This window comes from Acinetobacter sp. AM, from assembly GCF_003105055.1.
In the GTDB taxonomy this organism is placed as follows: Bacteria; Pseudomonadota; Gammaproteobacteria; order Pseudomonadales; family Moraxellaceae; genus Acinetobacter; species Acinetobacter tibetensis.
Window position 1 is genome coordinate 24,420 of sequence record NZ_QETG01000002.1, and the last position, 22,569, is coordinate 46,988.

Annotated in this window: 18 protein-coding genes; 2 read left to right on the forward strand and 16 right to left on the reverse strand. The window is 39.4% G+C overall.

Annotation, left to right across the window (positions count from 1 at the left end):
* Entirely contained in the window at positions 1-291 is a 291-nt protein-coding gene (locus tag DCO44_RS01425; protein ID WP_116758849.1) for a hypothetical protein, read from the reverse strand.
* Positions 292-577: 286 nt separating this feature from the next.
* On the opposite strand from DCO44_RS01425, the gene DCO44_RS01430 reads away from it, so the two are divergent.
* On the forward strand, positions 578-775 hold the full coding sequence (locus DCO44_RS01430; protein ID WP_116758850.1) for a hypothetical protein: 198 nt from the start codon (positions 578-580) through the stop codon (positions 773-775).
* 95 nt (positions 776-870) lie between these two features.
* Here DCO44_RS01430 and DCO44_RS01435 read toward each other — a convergent pair whose 3' ends face one another.
* The 4 genes from DCO44_RS01435 to DCO44_RS01450 all read right to left on the reverse strand — a co-directional run bounded on the left by DCO44_RS01435 (position 871) and on the right by DCO44_RS01450 (position 5,051).
* The gene (locus DCO44_RS01435) at positions 871-1,356 is read right to left on the reverse strand and encodes a hypothetical protein (RefSeq protein WP_116758851.1); all 486 of its coding nucleotides are present in this window, start codon (positions 1,354-1,356) and stop codon (positions 871-873) included.
* Between the two features lie 65 nt (positions 1,357-1,421).
* The gene (locus DCO44_RS01440) at positions 1,422-2,696 is read right to left on the reverse strand and encodes an MFS transporter (protein ID WP_116758852.1); all 1,275 of its coding nucleotides are present in this window, start codon (positions 2,694-2,696) and stop codon (positions 1,422-1,424) included.
* A 71-nt stretch (positions 2,697-2,767) separates the two neighbouring features.
* The gene (gene mqo / locus DCO44_RS01445) at positions 2,768-4,402 is read right to left on the reverse strand and encodes a malate dehydrogenase (quinone) (RefSeq protein WP_116758853.1); all 1,635 of its coding nucleotides are present in this window, start codon (positions 4,400-4,402) and stop codon (positions 2,768-2,770) included.
* Positions 4,403-4,868: 466 nt separating this feature from the next.
* The gene (locus DCO44_RS01450; RefSeq protein WP_116758854.1) at positions 4,869-5,051 is read right to left on the reverse strand and encodes a hypothetical protein; all 183 of its coding nucleotides are present in this window, start codon (positions 5,049-5,051) and stop codon (positions 4,869-4,871) included.
* A gap of 344 nt (positions 5,052-5,395) precedes the next feature.
* Here DCO44_RS01450 and DCO44_RS01455 point away from each other — a divergent pair, with 344 nt between their 5' ends.
* Positions 5,396-6,010 (forward strand): MarC family protein, encoded by a 615-nt coding sequence (locus DCO44_RS01455; RefSeq protein ID WP_116758855.1) that lies wholly within the window; start codon positions 5,396-5,398, stop codon positions 6,008-6,010.
* Between the two features lie 327 nt (positions 6,011-6,337).
* Here DCO44_RS01455 and DCO44_RS01465 read toward each other — a convergent pair whose 3' ends face one another.
* From DCO44_RS01465 to purD, 11 genes are all read right to left on the reverse strand, one after another.
* The gene (locus DCO44_RS01465; RefSeq protein ID WP_116758856.1) at positions 6,338-7,972 is read right to left on the reverse strand and encodes a long-chain fatty acid--CoA ligase; all 1,635 of its coding nucleotides are present in this window, start codon (positions 7,970-7,972) and stop codon (positions 6,338-6,340) included.
* 317 nt (positions 7,973-8,289) lie between these two features.
* Entirely contained in the window at positions 8,290-10,296 is a 2,007-nt protein-coding gene (locus DCO44_RS01470; protein WP_116758857.1) for an esterase/lipase family protein, read from the reverse strand.
* Between the two features lie 121 nt (positions 10,297-10,417).
* Positions 10,418-11,335: an ABUW_2363 family tetratricopeptide repeat lipoprotein gene (locus DCO44_RS01475; protein ID WP_116758858.1), complete on the reverse strand. Its 918-nt coding sequence runs from the start codon at positions 11,333-11,335 to the stop codon at positions 10,418-10,420.
* Positions 11,336-11,452: 117 nt separating this feature from the next.
* A complete protein-coding gene (gene cysE, locus DCO44_RS01480) occupies positions 11,453-12,262 on the reverse strand; it encodes a serine O-acetyltransferase (RefSeq protein ID WP_116758859.1) in 810 nt (269 codons plus the stop codon).
* A complete protein-coding gene (locus tag DCO44_RS01485; RefSeq protein WP_116758860.1) occupies positions 12,255-13,109 on the reverse strand; it encodes an RNA methyltransferase in 855 nt (284 codons plus the stop codon). Before DCO44_RS01485 ends, cysE begins: the two co-directional genes overlap by 8 nt.
* 41 nt (positions 13,110-13,150) lie before the next feature.
* Positions 13,151-16,720, reverse strand: a complete 3,570-nt coding sequence (dnaE, locus tag DCO44_RS01490; protein ID WP_116758861.1) for a DNA polymerase III subunit alpha — start codon at positions 16,718-16,720, stop codon at positions 13,151-13,153.
* Between the two features lie 180 nt (positions 16,721-16,900).
* Entirely contained in the window at positions 16,901-17,497 is a 597-nt protein-coding gene (locus DCO44_RS01495) for a hypothetical protein (RefSeq protein WP_322873976.1), read from the reverse strand.
* A gap of 125 nt (positions 17,498-17,622) precedes the next feature.
* Positions 17,623-18,318, reverse strand: a complete 696-nt coding sequence (locus DCO44_RS01500) for a methionine ABC transporter permease (protein ID WP_116758863.1) — start codon at positions 18,316-18,318, stop codon at positions 17,623-17,625.
* Complete coding sequence (locus tag DCO44_RS01505) at positions 18,315-19,340, reverse strand: methionine ABC transporter ATP-binding protein (protein WP_116758864.1); 1,026 nt, start codon at positions 19,338-19,340, stop codon at positions 18,315-18,317. Before DCO44_RS01505 ends, DCO44_RS01500 begins: the two co-directional genes overlap by 4 nt.
* A 72-nt stretch (positions 19,341-19,412) precedes the next feature.
* Complete coding sequence (locus DCO44_RS01510) at positions 19,413-20,288, reverse strand: MetQ/NlpA family ABC transporter substrate-binding protein (protein WP_116758865.1); 876 nt, start codon at positions 20,286-20,288, stop codon at positions 19,413-19,415.
* A gap of 888 nt (positions 20,289-21,176) precedes the next feature.
* Complete coding sequence (gene purD / locus DCO44_RS01515) at positions 21,177-22,460, reverse strand: phosphoribosylamine--glycine ligase (protein WP_116758866.1); 1,284 nt, start codon at positions 22,458-22,460, stop codon at positions 21,177-21,179.
* Between the last annotated feature and the right edge of the window lie 109 nt (positions 22,461-22,569).

A 22,569-nucleotide genomic window follows, 5' to 3' on the forward strand; every position in this document is an offset into this window, starting at 1 on the left:
TTACATCAGCCAACTCTCTTTAGGACCATTATCTATGTATTCCCAAAATTGATGCACTCCATTATCGTGAAATTTGAGGGTAAAGGGCTTATCGGTGACCAGTTCGGTTACACAATTTTGATATGAAACAACAACTTTCGCAAAAATTTCATGATCATTATTTTGATAAAAGTTTATTGTTGGGCTTAGGTTTTCTAGGAAATAACAGTTCTCTGGCAAAAATACCATTTGCTTTGCAGTATCAATCGCTTCATGGCGATCTTTGTCAGAAAAGAACACATCGAAATTCATGAGCTTTGAGCCTCTTTTTCTTATTCCTTTCTTTATTTTAGAAGCATACGTAGAAAATGCAAATTAAATCACATTAAATCAATATAATGATACATTAATCTTATTAATGTGGTTTAAGTTTAAATGAGACACATCTTTTGCGGATAAAGTTATAATTAATAAACTTTATTTTTCAGTTCATTTTTCTTTGTAAAACAGTGATGTATTTATCATTAAATTATCATATATTGATAAAAATCAACATATGTGTTAAAATTTGAGCTAATTTAGGCAGTTCGAGGTTGTTATGATCTTTTTTGAAGGAGAGCAAGTTTTCCCTGATCAAGCAAATAACTTTAAAACTTTCTTAAAAAAATATCTTAGTGAACAAGATGGCGAATACTTATTAGAAGAAAAATCTTTTGTTTATGATGCTGAAAATGATGAATTTCTTGAATCCGATATTCAGGCATTCTATTCACTCTGGTCTGCAATGTTAGACTAGTAAAAACCGCCTTTCAGGCGGTTTTTTATGGGGACTATAAAGCGTGATATGAATTAGCAGCAGTAAGATCTTAAAATTGTGAATCTTTTTTGGGGTTATAACGCACCAAACTGCTGCCAAGTCTCACCGTTATGTAAAGAGTCATAATAATTTTGCAGTTCTACTAAATCATAATATTGACTATAAGCTACGAGCAGTAAGCCAATGATCAGTCCGATTTTAAGACATGCAAGTCTGTTCGAATTTCTATATAAATTATCTAGTCCAAAGGCAGTTAAAATTAAAGCAGGAATCAGCACAATCGCTTTTAAATGGTTTAGAAAGTCCAACCCATGTGTATACAATAGCCCAATAATCAGTAGTACAAGCCCTAAACTGGCATAGATACGGCTGTCGAGAGAAGTACGTAAAGCAAAAATACATTGAAGCGTTAAAATAAAACTGGCAAATAAATAAAAAGTAGTTCCGCCAATGATGACCGTATAAATTGCATTGAGTACGCAATACGCCAATATAAGAAAGATAATTAAAAAGTAAATGAGCGTATAAAGTCGATGGGTCAATTCGGTTGTTTTTGCCATAAAAATCAATCCTTATCTTAACTCATTACGCATAAAATAAGCATAGGCATATTCTCTGTAAGCTTCTATTTTTCTGTTGTAAGTATTGTATGTTTCTCATGACTTAATGGTGTTTTTAGTAAATGTCTGGTGAAAAAGAAGCTGATTAAACAGAAGCTTAAACAAATACTTCCACCAATAAATAGGGTAGAAGTAACCGATAAATATCGAGTTGTAAGGCTACTTTGTAATGCTCCCAATTGATTTCCAGAGGTCACCAATATGCCATTTAGGGCGGCAATGCGTCCAAAGAGTTGTTTCGGTGGAAGCAATTGTAATAAATGTTGGCGTATAACCATACCAATACTGTCTAAAGCACCAATCAGCACCAATAAAATGAAGGAAAGCCAGAGTAATTTTGAGAGAGCAAATAACAGTGTCAACATTGCTATCCCTGTACAGATGAGCAACATATTGCGTAAAGCATTTTGTGTGGGAGAAAAATGTAGCAGGATGAACATCATGATGCAGATGCCTAGGGCAGGTGCCGCTCTTAATAAGCTTAAACCCTCAGCACCAAGCTGTAGGATGTCTTGCGTAATAATTGGCAGTAACACAACAATGCTGCAAAATAATGCCGTAATGAGATCAAGCAATATACTCCAAAATAACACGCGTTGTTGCAGCATAAAGTGAAATGCTTCTTTTAAACTACGATGAAGTTTGGTTTCAAATGTGGTTGGGAAAGTACGTTTTGAAAGTTGTAAAAGGCTTACACTTCCTAAACAGCAAAAGACAAACACGACCATAAGTGTGAACTTGAGTCCAAACTGACTCAGTAAAAGTCCCGCACACAGTGGTGCTGTGATTGCCCCGAACTGCCATATACCGCTTGTCCAAGTAGCAGCATTTGCCTGTGCATCAGTTGAAATTAAAAAAGGGCGTAATGAATTAAAGGCGGGGCTGTAAATTCCACGTATAACCCCTAAGCAAAAAATTAACAAATAGATGCCCCACAAAAGAAAATCTTGCGTAATTTGTTGCTTTTCATAACCATTAAAAAGAACACTAAACAGTAGTGGGATCGTACAACTCCAACAAAAACTGGATTGTAAAATTTTCTGACGGTTATAGCGGTCTGCCCAATGACCACCAATAAAAGAAAAACCAATAAATGGAATTAGTTCTACAACAGCGATTAAACCTAAACTTAGAGGGTCTTGTGTAATTTGATAGAGTGCATAACTGATGGCAATTTCTTGCATGACAATGGCAAGAACCAGACAGAATTGATTGATACTGAGCAAGGAAAAATCGCGCGAACGAAATGCAGCAAATGCATCGGAGCGTAAAAAAGGCATAAATCAAATTTGTAATGATGATAAGGCCAAAAGGATGAACTGAAGTCCATCCTTTTGTATTTTAGAAAGGCTTATTGTGCTTTTGCTACAGCAGCGGTTTCGTCATTCGCAGCTTTTGCCATAGGTGTGTATTTCAAACCTAGGGTCGTGCTGGTGTACTGGCGAACTTGGTCAAGAAGGACAGGATTGGTGCTGAGTTCTTGTTGGTACGATTTTACAATCTCATGTAATTTCGGGTTCCATTCGCCTTGTACTTGTTGTGGGAACGCTTTTTCAAGCAAACTCAACATAATATAAGGTGAAGTTGATGCACCTGGTGAGGCACCCAGCAATGCGGTTACAGCACCATCTTTCGACGCAAAAATTTCTGTACCAAATTGCAGACTTGCAGGTTTCCCTGATTCTTTCTTAATGATTTGAACACGTTGACCACCTTGATTCAAATGCCAGTCTTCTGGTTTTGCATCAGGATAGTATTTTTTCAATTCATTAAAACGATCTTCATCAGACATCATGACCTGACTGACTAAGTATTTGACCAAATCAAGGTTTTCCATGCCTACAGCAGTCATTGGTAATACATTGTTTTTCGTGGTCGATTTTAATAAATCAAGCTGAGAACCTTGCTTTAAGAATTTATTCGAATAGGTCGCAAATGGCCCAAAGAGCACATATTTTTTACCATCAATATAACGGGTATCAATATGTGGAACAGACATCGGTGGAGCACCTAATTCGGCACGACCATAGACCTTGGCGGTATGACCTGCGGTGACTTTAGGATTGTCTGTCATTAAGAACACGCCACCTACAGGGAAGCCAGCGTATTGTTTTGCTTCAGGAAGCCCTGTCATTTGCAAGAGTTTAACTGCTGCACCACCTGCACCAATAAACACAAAACGAGTTTTGACATGATTGGTTGCACCTGTTTTCAAATTCTTGAAAGATACAGTCCAAGTTTTGTCATCATTTTGGCTAATGCCAGTCACTTCAGTAGATGTTTGTAGTTGGAAGTTAGGTTGCTTTTTAAGGTGATCGACCAATTGTGTGGTGATTGAACCATAGTTCACATCCGAACCCACATCCATGCGTGTTGCAGCTACTTTTTGTGTTGCATTACGCCCATTCATCACCAAAGGTGCCCATTGTTTAATTTCGGCAGGGTTCTCAGAGAACTTCATGCCGTAGAACATTGGGTTTTTAACCATAGCAGCATAACGTTTTTCTAGGAAATTGACGTTGTCACCCCATACAAATGCAATATGAGGAACAGGATTAATAAAGCTAGTTGGTTTGCCTAAAACACCTTGCTTGACTTGATATGACCAGAATTGTTTTGCGACTTCAAACTGTTCAGCAACTTTTACAGCTTTGGTAATGTCCATCTTGCCGTCTTTTTCTGACGTATAGTTCATTTCCATAAAGCCAGAGTGACCAGTCCCCGCATTATTAAAGCCATTCGAGCTTTCTTGGGCAACTTGATCAAGTCGTTCGTACATGCGAATTTGCCAGTTTGGTTCAAGTTCGGTCAGATAAGTACCTAATGTGGTGCTCATAATTCCGCCACCAACCAAAACAGCATCAACCACAGGTTCATTATTTGAGGTTTGAATTTTCTTAGACACAGTTGGTCGGAATAAAAAAATCAATACTGCAAGCAAAAGTAGTACGACAAATACCGCGAGGTATTTTAAAAAAGTTTTCATGCGATTTAGACCTTGGGAGCAGGTGTTGGCATCGCTTTAGAGCGAATAGAGAGTAAAAACGAAAAAATAAAAAAGAGGTTGACGGAAATGGTGGCAAACTAAAAGTTCAGAAGAGAGGGAGTGAAATACATGAATCCTTATAACTAAGAAAAAATGTACCTTTTAGTTCAACCACACATTTCCAATCGGTTGCCATTTTAGACGAAATAAGTATTGACTCAGTAATTTTTATTATAAATGTCGATATAATATGTATAAATTTGAGTGATGGTTAATTTATTTTTTATGAATTTCAGTGATTTAGGTCAAATTTATTTCTTCTATAAATCAATAGACTAGAGTTTTTTTGTTGATTTACCCCGATTTTTTACTATCAGTACAGCATAATACCCGTCATAAGATAATGCAGAAGTAGTGAACAAGTAAAATAATGAAAACATATTCAAAATATATCTAATTATAATACCTAATAAATATAAGGGAATAATAAGACCACATTAATGGTTCTCAATAATGAGGTTTGGTTGATATTCAGTGAATTAGACGATGCAGTTCCAAGTGCTTGGGAATCGGGTGCAGTGGATCGTACTAAAGCCTGCCAACCACGGATTTGAGCCGCAATTTTTTCAGTCATCATTGGAGGTGGCATTTAAGTTACCTGTGATAATGAACGGTATAATCGCAGCAATGATCATTCGTAAGCTTAACCTCTCATCTATCTGTCCTTGCCGATCTTACACAGACATTGCAGCTTTAGTCATTTTACAATGACAGCATGGATGGTATCCGTCCCAATATATTGTGAGTGCGGCAACTGGGTAAACGGTTCTATGACCGTTTTTAAATTTATTTGTGCAACGTCTTTATTGGCTATACCAAAAGATTAATTTTGTGCTGGATTGTTATGGCCCCATGACCCTCTTACAGATCAATCGAATCAGTCTGGGAGATTGTCCTTTATTTCCAGACCCTCAAGGGTAATTAGGAGAAACCATGTTGACCTCATATTTACATGCATTTGCTTTGTTTTTCTCATTGCTGAATCCATTTTTAATGAGTATTTACATGATTGGCATGATTCGGAACTCCGAAGCGAAAGTGTTTAATAAGGCTTTGATTCAGGGGTGTCTGATTGCCTTTGTAGTATTTATGCTGTTTGCATGGGGTGGAGAAGCTATTTTTAGTAAATATTTAAATGTGCGCTTTGAAGCCTTTCAAATTTTTGGTGGTCTGATCTTCTTGGTGATTGGCTATCGCTACGTGTTTCAGGGAGCGGATACCATTGGTGAAATGCGTGGTGCACCTGATCATTTGGCAGGAACCATTGCCATGCCTTTTATGATTGGGCCAGGAACCATTAGTGCTGCTGTGGTGACGGGCATGTCGCTGCCAATAGGAGGCGCAGCCATGATTATTTTCTTAACTTTAACGCTGACCAGTGTGTTGATGATCTTAATGAAATTTGCCCATGATCATTTGCGCTATAAGCATGCCAAATATATAGACCGTTATGTTGATATTGTCGGGCGGTTGTCAGCACTACTGATTGGAACCATTGCGGTGGATATGATTATTAACGGCGTTATTGGTGTGATGGCTGAAATGTAATCTCAAGATGAATCAACTAAAAAACCGAACATATAAAGTCCGGTTTTTTAGTCTAGAAGAGAAGGTTGAGTTAGAGACTAAACCTTCTAAGTTCAATTAAGATGCGAATCTTTTGATAATTTTATCTAACTTATTATCGATTTGACCGCGATATACATCAGGTAAAACACATGAAAGTTTTGCAAGAATATGTGCTTGCGCACCTGAGATAACCTAACTCATTTGAAAAAATACCTTCATAGATCTCTTTACAAGCTTTATCTACTGGCATATCCATGCATTTCTCATCTCAATATCCTGATTTGGACACCTTAAAAGTGTGAAGTGTTAAACCACTTCATCTTTAAGTAGAACATCACCAAATTGTGTACGTAATGTAGCTTTTACAATTTTACCTGTACCATTTATTGGAAGTGCATCAACAAAAATTACAGCATCAGGAATTTGCCAATGAGCAATCTTGTTTTCAAAGTAAGCAAGTGCTTCTTCTTCAGTTAGGTTCGAGTTTTCTTGTTTCACTGCAATCAGGATTGGACGTTCATCCCATTTTGGATGACGGGCTGCAATCGCTGCCGCCATACGAATTTCAGGATGACCAACCGCAATATTTTCAATTTCAACTGAAGAAATCCATTCGCCACCTGATTTGATTAAATCTTTTGCACGGTCACAAATGCTCATATAACCATCCGCATTAATCGTTGCAATGTCACCCGTATCGAACCAGCCATCAGCCGTTGTCGCACTTTTCTCTTGGTTAAAGTAGTTTTCAACAATCCATGGACCACGAATTTGTAAATTACCTTGTGTGTGACCATCATTTGGCAAAGCCGTTAGGTTGTCACCATCAACAATACGTAATTCAACACCAAATGGTGGGCGACCTTGAGTTAAACGTAATTTTTCGAATTCTTCTTCACTTAAGGCTAAATGCTTTGCTTTTGGTTGGTTCGCTGTACCCAATGGGCTCGTTTCTGACATTCCCCAAGCATGAATAGTGTCACAAGCATAGTCGTTTTTGAAATCACGGATAATTGAAGGAGGGCATGCTGCACCCCCCACGACATTACGCGCCATGCTTTCTAACTTGGTGCCGCGTTTTTTCGCAGCAGCAAGTAGACCTTGCCAGATGGTAGGTACACCTAAAGACACGGTGACTTTATAATCATCAATTAAGCTAACAAGGCTATCACCATCTAGATTCGGCCCCGGAAGTACAATTGTACAGCCAACCATTGCAGTTGCATAAGGTACGCCCCATGCATTGACATGGAACATAGGGACTACAGGCATCACAATATCTTTTGCAGACAAGTTAAGTGAGTCTGGTAAGCTAATAGACATAGTGTGCAATAGCGTAGAACGATGGCTATACAATACGCCTTTAGGGTTGCCCGTTGTACCTGAGGTGTAGCATAAAGAACTTGGGGTTTCTTCGCTAAATTGTGGCCAGTTAAATTCGACAGATTGATGTTGAATCAGTTCATCATAAAAAATTACATTTGGAAGAGCCGTTAAAACTTTTTCATCGCGCGAGCCGTAGCAGATAAAGTGTTCAACTGTTGGCACTTTATCTTGGATTGCTGCAATTAAAGGTAAAAATGTCGAATCAAAGAAAATCGCTTTATCTTGAGCATCATTTATAATGAAAACCAATTGCTCTGGAAACAAACGCGGGTTAATGGTATGGCAAACATAACCACTCCCTGAAATGGCATACCAAGATTCTAAGTGACGATGGTTATTCCACGCGATAGTTGCAAGACGGTCTCCCATTTCAAGACCAAAAGTTGTTAAAGCATTTGCTAATCGTTTTGTATTTTTTTGAACTTGTAACCAGTTTGTTGTTGTAATTTGACCATTTACTTCACGTGAAATAATAGAAGTATCTGCATGATATTTTGCTGCATGTTCAATGAGGTTACTAATCAGTAAAGATTGATGCATCATTTTTCCAAACATTTTTTTTCATCCTTGTTTACTATTTTTAATTAATAATAAGAACCCTTAGCAGGTGCTAAAGATTCTTATGAACTTATTTTTGAATGAAGTCAACAGTGGACCTTAGGCTCACATAATCATGTGGTTTTTGAATCGCTTATAGCAAATGTTGTTCATATTTAAATGATTCATATAAGCGAGTATTAGGTCACATTATTGATTGGTATAATAAAAAAATACACTGAAAACCATTTAAAAAAATGACTATGCATCCATTTTTAATTTGTATCTAGAATCCATGAATGGTGAAAAAAGCATGGATTCTAGCTTGTATGTTGTTATGGTTTATAGAGTCCAAGTTGGACGAGATGCAACCGAAGAATACGTCTTAACTCTAACACGGCTTCAGGCGTTTCTTGAATTGAATGACCACCTTGAATAATTTTTTCAGAGACAGCGCCCTCTAGGTGAGCACTTTTATAAGGCACGATGCCATCAGTAATGAGGTTTGGATCATCACTTTTGGTGTCATTCCCCATAATTGAATGAAATAACAATCCTTTACGCGGCCGAATATCCGAAGTGATGCTCATAAACTTGGATTTATGACTTAAGTCACTTGGACCATTCTGAATGAGCCCTTGGTCAATTTGTTTGGCTAAATCTGAGAAATCTAAATCTTGGCTTTGTAAGGTGTCACCCACCGCAGTTAAAAATGCGCCTGGAAGTTTAATAATTTTACGTGCAGCGCGAGTAAACCACAGGTCGGCATAAGCTGTGCCGTGGTGTGGCGCAGAAATAAAGATAGCACGGCCAAAATTAGGAATATCTTGTATTTGCATGCGCTGTGCAACAATGGGGACTTTTTTATATTTACTGAGTTGTCGGTTGCTCATCATCGACAGTGCTTTTTGGGTGACATCAGCATCACTGACCAACAGACGGGTAATAATTCCTCCCATACTATGTCCAATCAGTACGGCATCATTCTTTGCGGAAGCACTTGCATTGACTTGTGCAAAACTCTGTTTAAGGAGTGCGTAAATCTGAAAGCGACTTTCTATAATCGGCATATTAGTCGAATAGAACACTTGCCAGACTTGGTAATTTTCTCTTAAAACCTTATCACCCATAATGTCATTGGTTAGACGAATCCAAGCTTCAGGACTGCTGGCTAAACCATGAACCAAGACAATCACTTTTTTATTCGGATTGTAAGGTTCTAACATATATAAATGTGGCATGGTTAAACGGTTTTCACGATCAATTAGGGTTAGATAAGCCGCTTTACCCAAGTTATTTTGGGCTAACCATAAACCGTATGGGGTCGAGAAGTTAGCGGCTAAAGGATATTTACGTCCTGCAAGCTGAATAGATTCATATTGATACGGGTCATAGGCACGAATCACAAATTCAGGTTTGGTTAAAATATCATTGACTGAGGTGGCTGCTTTAGGTTCGGCGGTAAATGTTGCTGCCAAGTAGCGCGCTTTATGAATATTTGGATTGATTCCACTTTCATAAGAAAAATGTAAAGGGTCAAGAATGTATTGATTGGACTCTTTTTGCTGTTGATTGGCATTTGGGAGTACAACCACAAATTCAGAACCAAAACCATCACGACGGTTAATCGAGCGCAGACCTGAAAAATTTAGATTATAACTCGACATGAGTTGTTCAATTTTCTGATCTTTCAGTAAGGGATAATTACTAAAATCAATATCATAAATACTCTGACCAACTTTAATTTGACGCGGAACTTCTTTTTCAGGGTAACGAAGACTATAAGTATTAGAAAGTTTTGCAATTGCTAAGTTATAGAAATCTCGTATTTGTACTTGTCGGTTATCAAAAATCCGATCTTCAGGACCACGTTGGGTTTTGAACATGTAGGCATAGCTGTAGCGAATACTTTTATCCAACATGCCTAACTCTTGGTCTAGGCACTGATTATAAATTTCTTGCTGGATTTTCTGTTTTTCTTCAGATTTATGGCTGGTCAGTAATCCAATTTTACAGGCTGAAGAACCTTCTAACGCCAGTGCCCGTGCCAGATACAGTTCACTGGCTGCGGAATATAATTGTTCATCCGGAATTTGTGGAATTTGCTGTAATTCCTGAACGCATTGAGTGGGATGTGCTGTACAGACTTTAGCCTCACGCCCTGTCATGGATAAAACATTTAGACTCGCTTCACTCAGCTTATCACGTGTCAGAATACTTTCACGTTCATTGGTGATGGTGACTTTTACAGCTTGATTTTTGACAGTAACAACTTGGCAACCCGAAAGTAGAGTGGCGACCAGTACGGAAAGCAGGGCAATATGGCTAAAGTTCTTTGGCATAGGCAGATCTTAATTTTCATTTTGTTTGTTTTTTTTAATCATACGATAATTGTCAGCTTTTTCAATGCGCAGAAAAAGAAATAGACCGTACTGGACGGTCTATTTGATGTAGTGAATGAGATTAAGATGCTTTAGGGGGAGTATTTAATACTTGCCAAACATTCCAACGCCCTTGTGTTTCAATTTCGCTAATTAAACGATCAGCGACAGCGGCTTCTTGCGGATATTTGAGTTTGTAGTTTTTCAGAATTTGGATGGCACTTTTCTTTTGTTCCAGTGCAATGTAGTTATTGGCAGCGGACAAATAAGCTTCCTGAACACCTGCTTTCATGGCTTTGTCTAAATATGGAATAGCTTCACGTTGACCACCACCTTCAGATAAACCAAATCCAAACCAGAAGTTGGCTTCAGCATCATCTTGATTAATTTTTAAGATGCGCTGTGCATAAGTTAAAGATTTAGTGGTATACACAGAGCCTAAGTCAAGATTACGTGCCATAACACTGGCTTTGAATGCACGCACTAAAATGTCGAAAGAGGCATCATCGCGGACAGCAAGCGTATCCAATTCTTGCGTGACTTGTTTTAATTTTGCTTCGAAACCTTTACGTTCTTTGCGTTCTGTAAAACGTGGCGGGTAGTGGCGTGCTTTGCCTTCCACTAACTGTAAAAAGTCATCAATATCCGTGATATCAATTTCATTTTCACCTGCCAAAACGGCATATTTCATTGTGCGTTGATTGTTATTAATCGTAGGAATGATCAAACGATTTGTTTCTAGCGTAATTTTTTCATTTGGATTGGCTGAATTTGTTACTACCATTTTTGTTACTGGCTGGGCAGCAGCTTGCTTCAATGCCAATTCAAATGGAGGCGGTGCGGCATAGTCAAATGGGTTCAGGGCATAAAATGGGGGAGTTGTATCAGGTTCTGTGAAAATAATCGGTTCTTTAGAGTTCTTATCTTTGGTTGGGGTTATGCTACACGCCGTTAGAAATGATGCGGCAATTAATGCGATTGCCAGAGGCTTTAACGTCATAGTATTCATCCATTCTTTCTTTTAAAAGTAATAAAAAATTTGCATGTTCGTCAGTCTAAGAAAACTCTGGCGAACATGCAATATAGGGCGTGTTACAGTTGGTTTTTAATTATGTGGTTATGGCTTAGATTGACTACTTTGTGCTTCACATTCGCGGCGCACATCTTCAATAATTTTTAACTCTTCTTCACTGTAGGGTTGTTCATTCAATTGCTGCTTTTTAAACGTTGGATCAAGCAGAGATAACCTTTGGCAAAGCGTGTTCATACGTTTTTCATTATTTTGAATACGGTCTAATAAAATACGCATACCTTCAAGCATTGGGTCTGATTGGTCTTGCGTTGCAGCATAGGCTTGGAATCCAATACTTTCGGCATAATCACGGCGACGTGCTTCATCTTGATCTTTTGGAAGATCTTTACTGATGTAGCGTGCAGGATTTCCGACAGCAGTTGTACCAGCAGGTACGGCTTTGGTGACCACTGCATTTGACCCAACTTTGGCACCTTTACCTACGGTAAACGGCCCTAAGATTTTGGCACCCGCGCCAATAATCACACCATCTTCAAGCGTAGGGTGACGTTTGCCTTTATTCCAAGTGGTACCACCCAATGTGACACCATGATAGAGCGTAACGTCATCGCCAATCTCGGCAGTTTCACCAATAACCACACCCATGCCATGATCGATAAAAAAACGGCGGCCAATTTTGGCACCTGGGTGAATTTCAATACCTGTCGTAAAACGGCTAAATGAAGACAGTAGTCGAGCTGAGCCTTTACAGTCTTTTTTCCACAATTCATGTGCCATACGGTGCATGATTAAGGCATGAATGCCAGGATAAGTGGTTAAAACTTCTAAAGTGTTTCGCGCTGCTGGATCGCGCGCGAAGACAGCTTGTATATCCTCTTTTAGCTGTTTAAGCATTAGACGGATCCTCTTTGTCTTTGGTCTTAGGTGTAGATGGTTTCCAAGTTCCTTTATTTAAGGCTTGTACGCGACTAAAAATACCGCGAAGTAAATGATATTCCATTTTATCTAATTGTATACGCCCAAATAGTCGACGCAAGCGTAAAGGCAGTAATCTTGGATTATTTGGATCTAAAAACTCAATATCTTCAAGCATTTTCTCTAAATGTGGGTAGAACTGCTGCATTTGGTCATGCGTTACTAACGGTTCATCCCAATGCATTTGTGTAGTATCTGTGACGGGCATGGTGGCTTCTGGGTTTTCGGTTTGTTCAATCCGTGCCAATGCCGCCATCCGCATTTCATAACAAATGATTTGAATGGCTTGAGCCACATTCAATACACCATAATCGATATTGACTGGAATAGTGACATGATAGTTAGCCAATGCCAGTTCTTCATTGGTCAAGCCTCGGTCTTCACGTCCAAAGACTACGGCAACATTTTGCTGTTGTGTGACCACGGCTTGAAGTGATATTTCTGCCGCAGGGCGCGCATCTAGCAATGGCCAAGGAATAGTACGGCTACGTGCACTGGTCCCAAAGACAATGTGACAGTCTTGAATGGCTTGTTCTAGGGTGTCTACAATTTTAATTTGCGGAATCAGATCTACCGCACCAGCAGCCAGTGCTTCAATGTCTGGATGAGGATAGGTTTTTGGAGCAACCAAGACCAATTGGCTAAGCCCCATCGTTTTCATGGCTCGCAGTGCGCTGCCAATATTGGCAGGCAAGGTCGTATTCACCATGACAATACGGACATGGGAAAGATGTGCTGCAACCGCAGTATTGTCAAATTGATTCATTGCATTTCCAATCTTGTTTACTTGCTGAATTCGGTTAATCGTTATGAATATTGATTAACATCAGCTTGATATAAATCCATTGCCTCATCCATGCTTAAATCGGCGGGTGGAGGAGGGACTTGTACTGGTTTGGCTTGCTCGTAATTGACGGCTTTGGCAGCTTTAGATTTCACCTGATATTCAACATAGATGGCTTCTTTACCAAAATAATCGCGCAATTTACTTAAAAGTTCATCTAAAGGAGCAACTTTCCATTGCATGCCCAAATGTAATTCCGCAGAAGCATAGGCATAATCGAGTTGCAATAACATAGGAATATGATTGCACAAATCGACATTGCAATAGGGCAACAAGATTTTTTGTAAATCTTGAGTTAAAGTTTTACTTAGATGATCAGCGTGTAACTTAACTTGAATGCTATTGGCACGCTTTTGACGGATTTCATTCAGGCTAAAGGCTTTGGTTAAACGTCCCATTGGACGATCATATCCTTCACGTTCATAAATTTCGCCTTCAATCACCACCACACGTTCATTGACAATAATGTCTTTAAAGCGTTGGAAACGTTCGTGATTGGCAGAAACCTCAATGCGTGATGTGCCATCATCTAAGGTAATCATGACACGGTTCGGGAAGTTAGCAACATCGACCACTAAGCCTGCAAATACCGTGGTTACACCACGACGTGTGGGTGTCAATTCATTAATTTTTGCAGGAACAAAAGATTTTAATTCAGTACGATAGACATCAATTGGGTGCCCTGTTAAATATAAACCTAGGGTGTCTTTTTCACCTTTTAAGCGGACTTCATCTGACCATGGTTTAACTGGTTTTGCAGGCTTACGTTGAACTTCTTCAACTTCGCCAAATAAATCCATAATGCCTGTTTCACGGTTGCTACGTGCTTGTTCTGCGGCTTGTACAGCTTCAGGCAATTGGGCCATTAAGCTTGAACGTTCAATACCTAGACAGTCCAAAGCACCTGCACGAATCAGCGCTTCAAGGGTGCGTTTATTGATTCTCTTTAAATCAATACGATGGCAGAAATCAAACAGGTCTTTATAAGGACCATTCTGTAGGCGGGAGTCAATGACTGACTGCATCGCCTGTTCACCGACACCTTTAATCGCGCCTAAACCATAAACAATAGTTTGCTCATCAGTAGCATGGAAATGATACAGCGACATATTCACAGAGGGCGGTAAAACGTCCAAACCATTATTACGACAGTCATCAATCAAGAACACGACGTTGTCAGTATTCTGCATTTCCGAAGACAGTACCGCAGACAAGAATTCGGCAGGGTAATGTGCTTTTAACCAAGCTGTTTGATAGGCAACTAAAGCATAGGCAGCGGCGTGGGATTTGTTAAAACCATAACCTGCGAACTTTTCCATGTAGTCGAAGATATGGTTGGCCGTGGCTTCATCAATGTCTTTTTGTGCAGCACCTTCAATAAAGATCTGGCGCTGTTTCACCATTTCTTCGGGTTTCTTTTTACCCATGGCTCGACGGAGTAAGTCCGCGCCACCAAGGGTGTAGCCCGCACAGTATTGCGCAGCCTGCATCACCTGTTCTTGATAGACCATAATCCCGTACGTCGGTTCAAGTACACCTTCAAGTAAAGGATGTAAGTATTCGAACTCTCCGCCGTGCATACGATGAATAAAGTCAGGAATCAGATCCATAGGACCCGGACGGTACAAAGATACGAAGGCAATAATTTCCTCAAATTTGCTCGGACGAGCTTCTTTGAGCATTTTTTTCATACCGACGGATTCAAACTGGAATACCGCTGTGGTGTTGGCATCGGCAAAGACCAAGTAAGCATCTTTGTCGTCTAAAGGAATATTGGCAATATCCAGTGGGATGGTCGAAGGATAGTGCTTGTTAATATTTTGCACTGCATCTTCAATAACGGTTAAGTTACGTAGTCCCAAAAAGTCAAACTTGACCAGTCCTGCTGCTTCTACGTCGTCTTTATCGTATTGTGAAACACGACCTGTGCCGTCTGCATCACAGAGTACCGCAGAGAAGTCGGTAATTTTAGTCGGTGCAATGACCACGCCGCCCGCATGTTTACCTGTATTACGAGTAATCCCTTCTAATTTGAGGGCCATTTCCCAGATTTCTGAGGCATCGTCATTGTCTGGATTTGAAGGGTTAGTGACAATATCTTTTAGTTGTGGTTCGGCTTCAATCGATTCTTCTAAAGTCAAACCTAAAGGTTTGGTTGGAATCATTTTAGAAATACGATCTGCTAAACCATAAGATTTACCTAAGACACGCGCAACGTCACGAATGGCACCTTTTGCCGCCATGGTTCCGAAGGTCGCAATCTGAGACACTGCATCACGACCATAGTTGCGTGCCACGTAGTCAATGACTTTATCACGCCCTGCAATACAGAAGTCGACGTCAAAGTCGGGCATGGAAACACGTTCTGGGTTTAAGAAACGTTCAAAGAGCAGGTCATAACGGAGTGGGTCAAGGTCGGTAATTTTTAAACTATACGCGACTAAAGAGCCAGCACCTGAACCACGACCAGGACCTACAGGTACGCCGTTATTTTTTGACCATTGAATGAAGTCCATGACAATCAGGAAGTAGCCAGGGAAACCCATTGAGTTAATAATATTAATTTCGTAAGTAATACGGTCATCATAAGGTTTACGGATTTCAGCCCAATCATCACCGCGTTGTTCTACAGGGTACAAATGATTCAGACGTTCTTCTAAACCTTCTTTGGACAAATGTTCAAAGAAGGTGTCAATGGTATGACCTTCAGGAATTGGATAATCAGGTAGGAAGTACTTGCCCAATTGTAGGGTGACATTACAACGTCGAGCAATGTGGAAGCTATTTTCAATTGCAGTCGGCAAGTCAGAAAACAGCTCGGTCATTTCAGCTGCGGTTTTAAAATATTGCTCAGAGCTATAAGGTTTTGGGCGACGATTGTCGCCTAGAACATAACCATCGGCAATACAGACACGGGCTTCATGTGCATCAAAGTCTTCACGGGTAATAAAGTGCACATCATTATGTGCCACTACGCCAATATTATATTTTTTAGCCAGTTTAACGGCTTCTAAAATGTAATCGTCTTCAAAGGGGCGATCAGTTCGGGTGAGTGCTAAATAAACACGATTGCCAAATTTTTCGATCCATTGTTCGAGTAGGGGTTCAGCTTTTTGTGGGTTTGACGAACACAGCATTTTGCCGACATCACTGTGCATACCCAATAAGGCAATAATGTCTTGATGTTGTTCTAGAACCCAGTCTTTTTGTACGCAGGGAATATCGAGTTGCTGACCTTCAATAAAACCACGGGAAACAATTTCAGTAAGCCCACGCCAACCTTGATTGGTCATGGCCAATAAGGTCACACGATGTTCAGCATCATTCAGGCGAATCACTGAACCTAAAATCGGTTTGATGCCTTTGGATAGGCAAGAGCCATAGAATTTCACAGCAGCGTGCAGGTTAGACAAATCCGTCAATGCCAAAGCGGGCATTTCATCATTTACGGCAGCTTTAATTAGATCAGGTATCCGAACGATAGATTCAGTAATAGAATATTCGGTATGAATACCAAGATGAACAAAGTGCATAAATGAGTTCCTGCAAAAACCACTCAATAGTTTAGCACGCTATGCGCTTAATCTGAGTTTAATTGAAATGAATTGGTTAAGATTTAGTAGCTTGAAAGCCTTTGCAGGCTTGTTTTATTTTGTCGCATTCAAAATTTAGAACCCATTTCATAGGCAGATTTAAGAAATGGGCGGATAGACTTAACAACCAAGCGCTTGCTGAATGGCGAATTGCGCTAGTTTTCCGTTCTTAAACTGAAAGTTGAGATAAGCTGTGTAGGGTGGACTGAACTCTTGAGGATGATTCAAATACGCTTTGACTTGATTGTTTTCTAATATCAGGACTTGTGCTTCTCCTGAAGGATTGATGCTGCGAGCACTGTGTTTAAAATCTTGTTTAAATTGCTGTAATGAATATTGCGGTGAGATATGGATGTTTTGTACAAAAATATTTTCAGACATGTCTTTGGTATTGTTCCAAGTCATCCAGATACGACCTTGGGTTTGCCCTAATTGTTTGAAACTGGATTTGTTTTGATAAAATTGTTCAGCTTTGATTTTGGGATTATCTTCAGTGAAGATTTCAAATTTTAGTGTTTTATTAGGTGAGGGATTTAAACTGTATTCATAGTTCCCAGTGCATTCTAAATAGACTTTATGGATTTCAGTCTTCCCAGTTTTGATCAATTTGTTGACTTGATCTGCTGATACCGCAGCATTCAGTTCAATCTGATTGACTTTGACACTAGTGACATAATTATAAGAAATAGTATTTGCATAGCTGGCTGTCGAAAGCACACAAAGGCTCATTAACATCGTCTTTATTTTCATGATTAGGTTGGGCTTTGTTTGTTGTTATGCTGATTATATAAATTTCGGATTCGAAAAAAAGCTCCCACTTAGGGAGCTTTAAAAGATCTGTTTTATCTTAAACGAGACAACCAGTCACCAAAGCTTTGTACTAACTGTACTAAGATCAGTAGAACAATTACTGTGAGGATGACCACACTGGTGTCAAAACGTTGGTAACCATAAGAAATAGCAAGGTCACCAATACCACCAGCACCTACAGCACCCGCCATCGCAGTCGCACCAATCAGGCTAATGGTGGCAGTCGTTAAGTTCAAAATAAGCGAACTGCGCGCTTCAGGCACAATAAATTTGAAAATGATTTGCCAAGGACTCGCACCCATCGCTTGAGCGGATTCAATAATCCCTTCATTGACTTCTAGAAGTGAAGTTTCAATCAGACGACCAATATAAGGCCCTACATAAATGGTGAGTGGAACAATGGCTGCCCACGTACCAATAGAAGTCCCCACAAGTACTTTAGTCAGTGGAATGACTGCAATGAGTAAAATAATAAATGGTAATGAACGTAAGGCATTCACAATCGGGTTTAATACATGATAAACCACACGATTTGGTAAAATACCGTTTGGACGGGTTACCAATAAGGCAATGGCTTGAATAAAGCCCCAGATAGAACCAAACAGCATGGCAAAAAACACCATGTGAAACGTTTCCTGCATAGCCGTGACAAATTGGTCAATACTGAGTGAACTATGCCAAAATGGTGCCGTAAGGTCTGTCAGCCATTGTACGATTAAATCTCTCATTCGCAGACTCCAGATTGTTCAACTTTCACACCATGTTGCTCAAAGAATGCAATTGTCTCTTGAATGATGTCTGGATCGCCCAATAACTGAATAAACATCTGCCCAATTACCGAACCATTAATTTCGGTCATGTTGGCAAATAAGATATTCAAACTAATATCAAATTGTTTAATTGCAGCTTGAACCACAGTTTCTTGAGCGGAAGTGCCTAAGAATTGCAAGCTATAAATACTGTGCTGATTTTGATTCTCTAAATTATTAAGAATATTGATCGGCAATTGCTGCTGTAACACAGTTTGAATGAAGTTCTTGGTCGTTGGATGTTGCGGCTGACTGAAAATTTCAAGGGTAGGACCTGTTTCAATCACTTTGCCTTGTTCCATCACTGCCACATAGTCACAAACCGATTCAATCACGTCCATTTCATGCGTCACCATCACTATGGTAATGCCTTGTTCCTGATTAATCTTTTTTAACAATGCTAAAACTGATTTTGTGGTTTGAGGATCAAGTGCTGAAGTTGCTTCATCACAAAGTAAGATTTTTGGATGATTCGCCAACGCACGTGCAATACCAACACGTTGCTTTTGACCACCAGAAAGTTCATCGGGATAAGCATCTTTTTTATGCTTTAGATCGATGAATTCGAGTAGTTCATTTAAGCGTTTTTCTCTTTCCGCTTTGGAAAAGCCTAAAAGCTTCAATGGCATTTCAATATTGGCTGCCACCGTTTTGGTTTGCAGTAAATTGAAGTGCTGAAAAATCATACCGATATTTGCACGTTCTTGACGTAATGAACGTGCATCCAAGGCTGTAAAGTCGGTGTCACGAATAATGACCTGACCTTGCGTAGGACGTTCAAGCAAATTAATCAGACGGATTAAGGTACTTTTACCTGCACCACTATAGCCAATAATGCCAAAAATACTGCCATCTGGAATAGTCAGGTTAATGTTATCCAGAGCACGTATGGTTTGACCTTTGAGCTCGTAGTGTTTTGAAATGTCTTTAAATTCAATCATAGCGTCAAAAACTGTACAAAATGAAAAAACAGGCAAAGTCACTTTGCCTGTTTTGTTTGCAGCATTATATTACTATTTGCTTTCGGTAAGATAGCTAACAGGTTTGTTTACATCAATTTTAGTACCGCCAAAGTGTTCTTGAACATATTGTTCTACAGCTTTGGTGTGGTAAAGCTCACCCACTTTTTTCAATACAGGGTCATCTTTACGTGATTCTGCAACCGCTAAAATGTTGACATTCATCTTCGTGGTTTGGTCAACTGGCTCATAGTAAATCGCATCTTTCAATACATTTAAACCACCTTCCATAGCCAAGGTGTTGCCCAATACAATTGCATCTACTTCGTCTTTAACACGAACAGCAGTAGCCATTTGAATTGGTTTGATGACGATTTTCTTGTTGTTTTCAACGATGTCAGCAGGTGTACCTTTTACATCATCAAAACCAGCTTTTAATTTTACTAAGCCGGCAGATTGAAGCAATAACAATGCGCGTGATTCGTTAGCACCATCATTTGGAATGGCAATGGTTGCACCAGTCGTGAATTCATCAAGCTTTTTCACTTTGCTTGAATAAATACCCATAGGCTCAAGGTAAGTCGTAGAAACTGGCGCAATTTTATCTTTATTGTTGGCATTGAAGGCAACAAGGTAAGCGTAAGATTGGAATGCGTTAATGTCGATTTCTTTATTGGCTACAGCCGTGTTCATTGCCACGTAGTCAGTAAAGTTTTTCACTTCAAGCTTAATGCCTGCTTGTTTCGTTTCAGGAAGGGTTGCAATAAAACGCCAAATATCAGCGTCAGAGCCAGTTGAAGCCATGACTACGGTTTGTTCTGTAGTTGTTGCCGCATCAGTTTTGGTTTCAGTAGCAGGAGCTTCCTGTTTGCTGCAGGCACTGAGTGTTAACACAGATGCACTCAATAAAACGCTAAATAGCTTTTTCATGAATATTTCCTAGTACAGACATCATTTCATCGTTTCACATTATAAAGACATGCTAAATAAATATCCGATGCTCACGATGAATGAAGTTGTCTGATAAAAATTCGGTACTTTGCGATTTTCTAGCTCTATACCAAGCTAAAAGTTCGCTTCATCCCAACAAGACCAAAATAATTTCGTATTAAGAAATTCAAAATTTTCACGTTATGATATTGAAATCACATCGTATTACTGTCGAAACAGCTTTTGAAGTCTTAAAAAGTTACGCTATGATAACAATAAAACTATATTCGATATAGTGAATAAGAATGCAATGTTTATCTGTTTAGTCGCAAAAGAAAATGTGGGTTTTAGATAAAATAATAATAAAAACAATATATTGTTTTAAATTAATCTGTTGGATTTATTAATTGTGCTGAAATATTATGCTTTATAAGATTTTATCCAATAGACATACGAAAAATGAATAATTAATGAAAATTGAATGTGTTTAATTGTTTTAATAATATGAAATTATTGAGTTTTTTTATAAATTTAAATGACTGCTTAGAATATTTGTGATGAGTCTGCGTAACTTAGTTTCTTATATGTAAGACTAAAGTTGAAGTCGTAGCGTTCAGCTAAAGTCATGAATTGCTTGATGTAAGAAATCTAAAGTAATATTTAAGTTGCGTTTGTAAAAAATGGTTTGGAATGTCACCACGGGAGCTTGAAATTGAAGTTTCAAGTTCGTAATCATTTCCATGATTCTCTGAGCTAGATATTAAAGAAGAGCTGAACATACTGAATGAAGCATGAAGTTTTTGCTTCAGTTACAGTCTTTCTAGGTAATGATAAAATTAAAAAAACCCGCAAAATTAGCGGGTTTTTCTACTATTGTATAAATGCGAGTTATGCATTTTCACGTGCAATTGCGCGATAACCAATATCTGTACGATATTGCATACCCGTAAATGTCACTTGACCACAAACTTCTAAAGCATTGACTTGCGCTTCAAGTACGGTATCACCAAGCGCTGTGACACATAAAACACGACCACCCGCAGTCAAGATGTGACCGTCAGCGCTCATTGCTGTGCCTGCATGGAAGATTTTAGTGTTTTCTGGCGATTGACCAAGACCAGAGATCACGTCACCTTTACGAACGGTTTCTGGGTAACCTTCTGCTGCAAGTACAATACCAATCGATTTGCGTTCATCCCATTCCGCTTCTGCTGGGAGATTGCCTGCAATACCAGCTTCAACCAAATCGACCAGTGAAGATTTTAAACGCATCATAATCGGTTGTGTTTCAGGGTCACCAAAACGGCAGTTAAATTCGATTACACGTGGTTGACCTTGCTCATCAATCATGAGACCAGCATATAAGAAGCCTGTGTAAACATGACCATCTTTTTTCATGCCTTCCACAGTTGGACGCATAATTTCAGCCATGACACGATCAAAGACTTCAGGAGTAACCACTGGGGCAGGAGAGTATGCACCCATACCACCCGTGTTTGGACCTTGGTCACCTTCAAAGATGCGCTTATGATCTTGAGAAGTTGCCATAGGAAGGATGTTGTCACCATCAATCATACAAATGAAAGAGGCTTCTTCACCTGCAAGGAATTGTTCAACAACAACACGAGAACCAGCATCACCAAATTTGTTTCCAGCTAACATGTCATCAATCGCTGCAAAAGCTTCATCGTTGGTCATTGCAACAATTACGCCTTTACCCGCAGCAAGACCATCGGCTTTAATGACGATAGGAGCACCATGTTCTGTTACATAAGCTTTGGCAGCATCGACTTCAGTGAACACATCGTAAAACGCAGTTGGAATATTATGGCGTTTTAAGAAGTGTTTCGCGAAAGCTTTTGAGCCTTCTAGCTGTGCTGCAAATTGAGTTGGTCCCCAAATTTTAAGACCTGCTTCACGACATGCATCAACTACACCATTTACAAGTGGAGCTTCTGGACCGACCACAATTAAATCAACTGCATTATTTTGAGCAAATTCAATAATTGCAGGATTATTTTGAATGTCTAATGCAACGTTTTCACATTTATCTTCAGTTGCAGTTCCTGCATTACCAGGCGCAACAAATACCTTAGCTACTTTTTCATCTTGAGCGATTTTCCATGACAAAGCATGTTCACGACCGCCACTACCCAAAACTAAAATGTTCATCTTACTATCCTTTTTTTAATCCCTCCCAGCCTCCCTTTGAAAAGGGAGGGGCATCACGAATTTAAAGAGCCCTTTAATTCATGACAAGTCCCCCTTTTTAAAGGGGGAT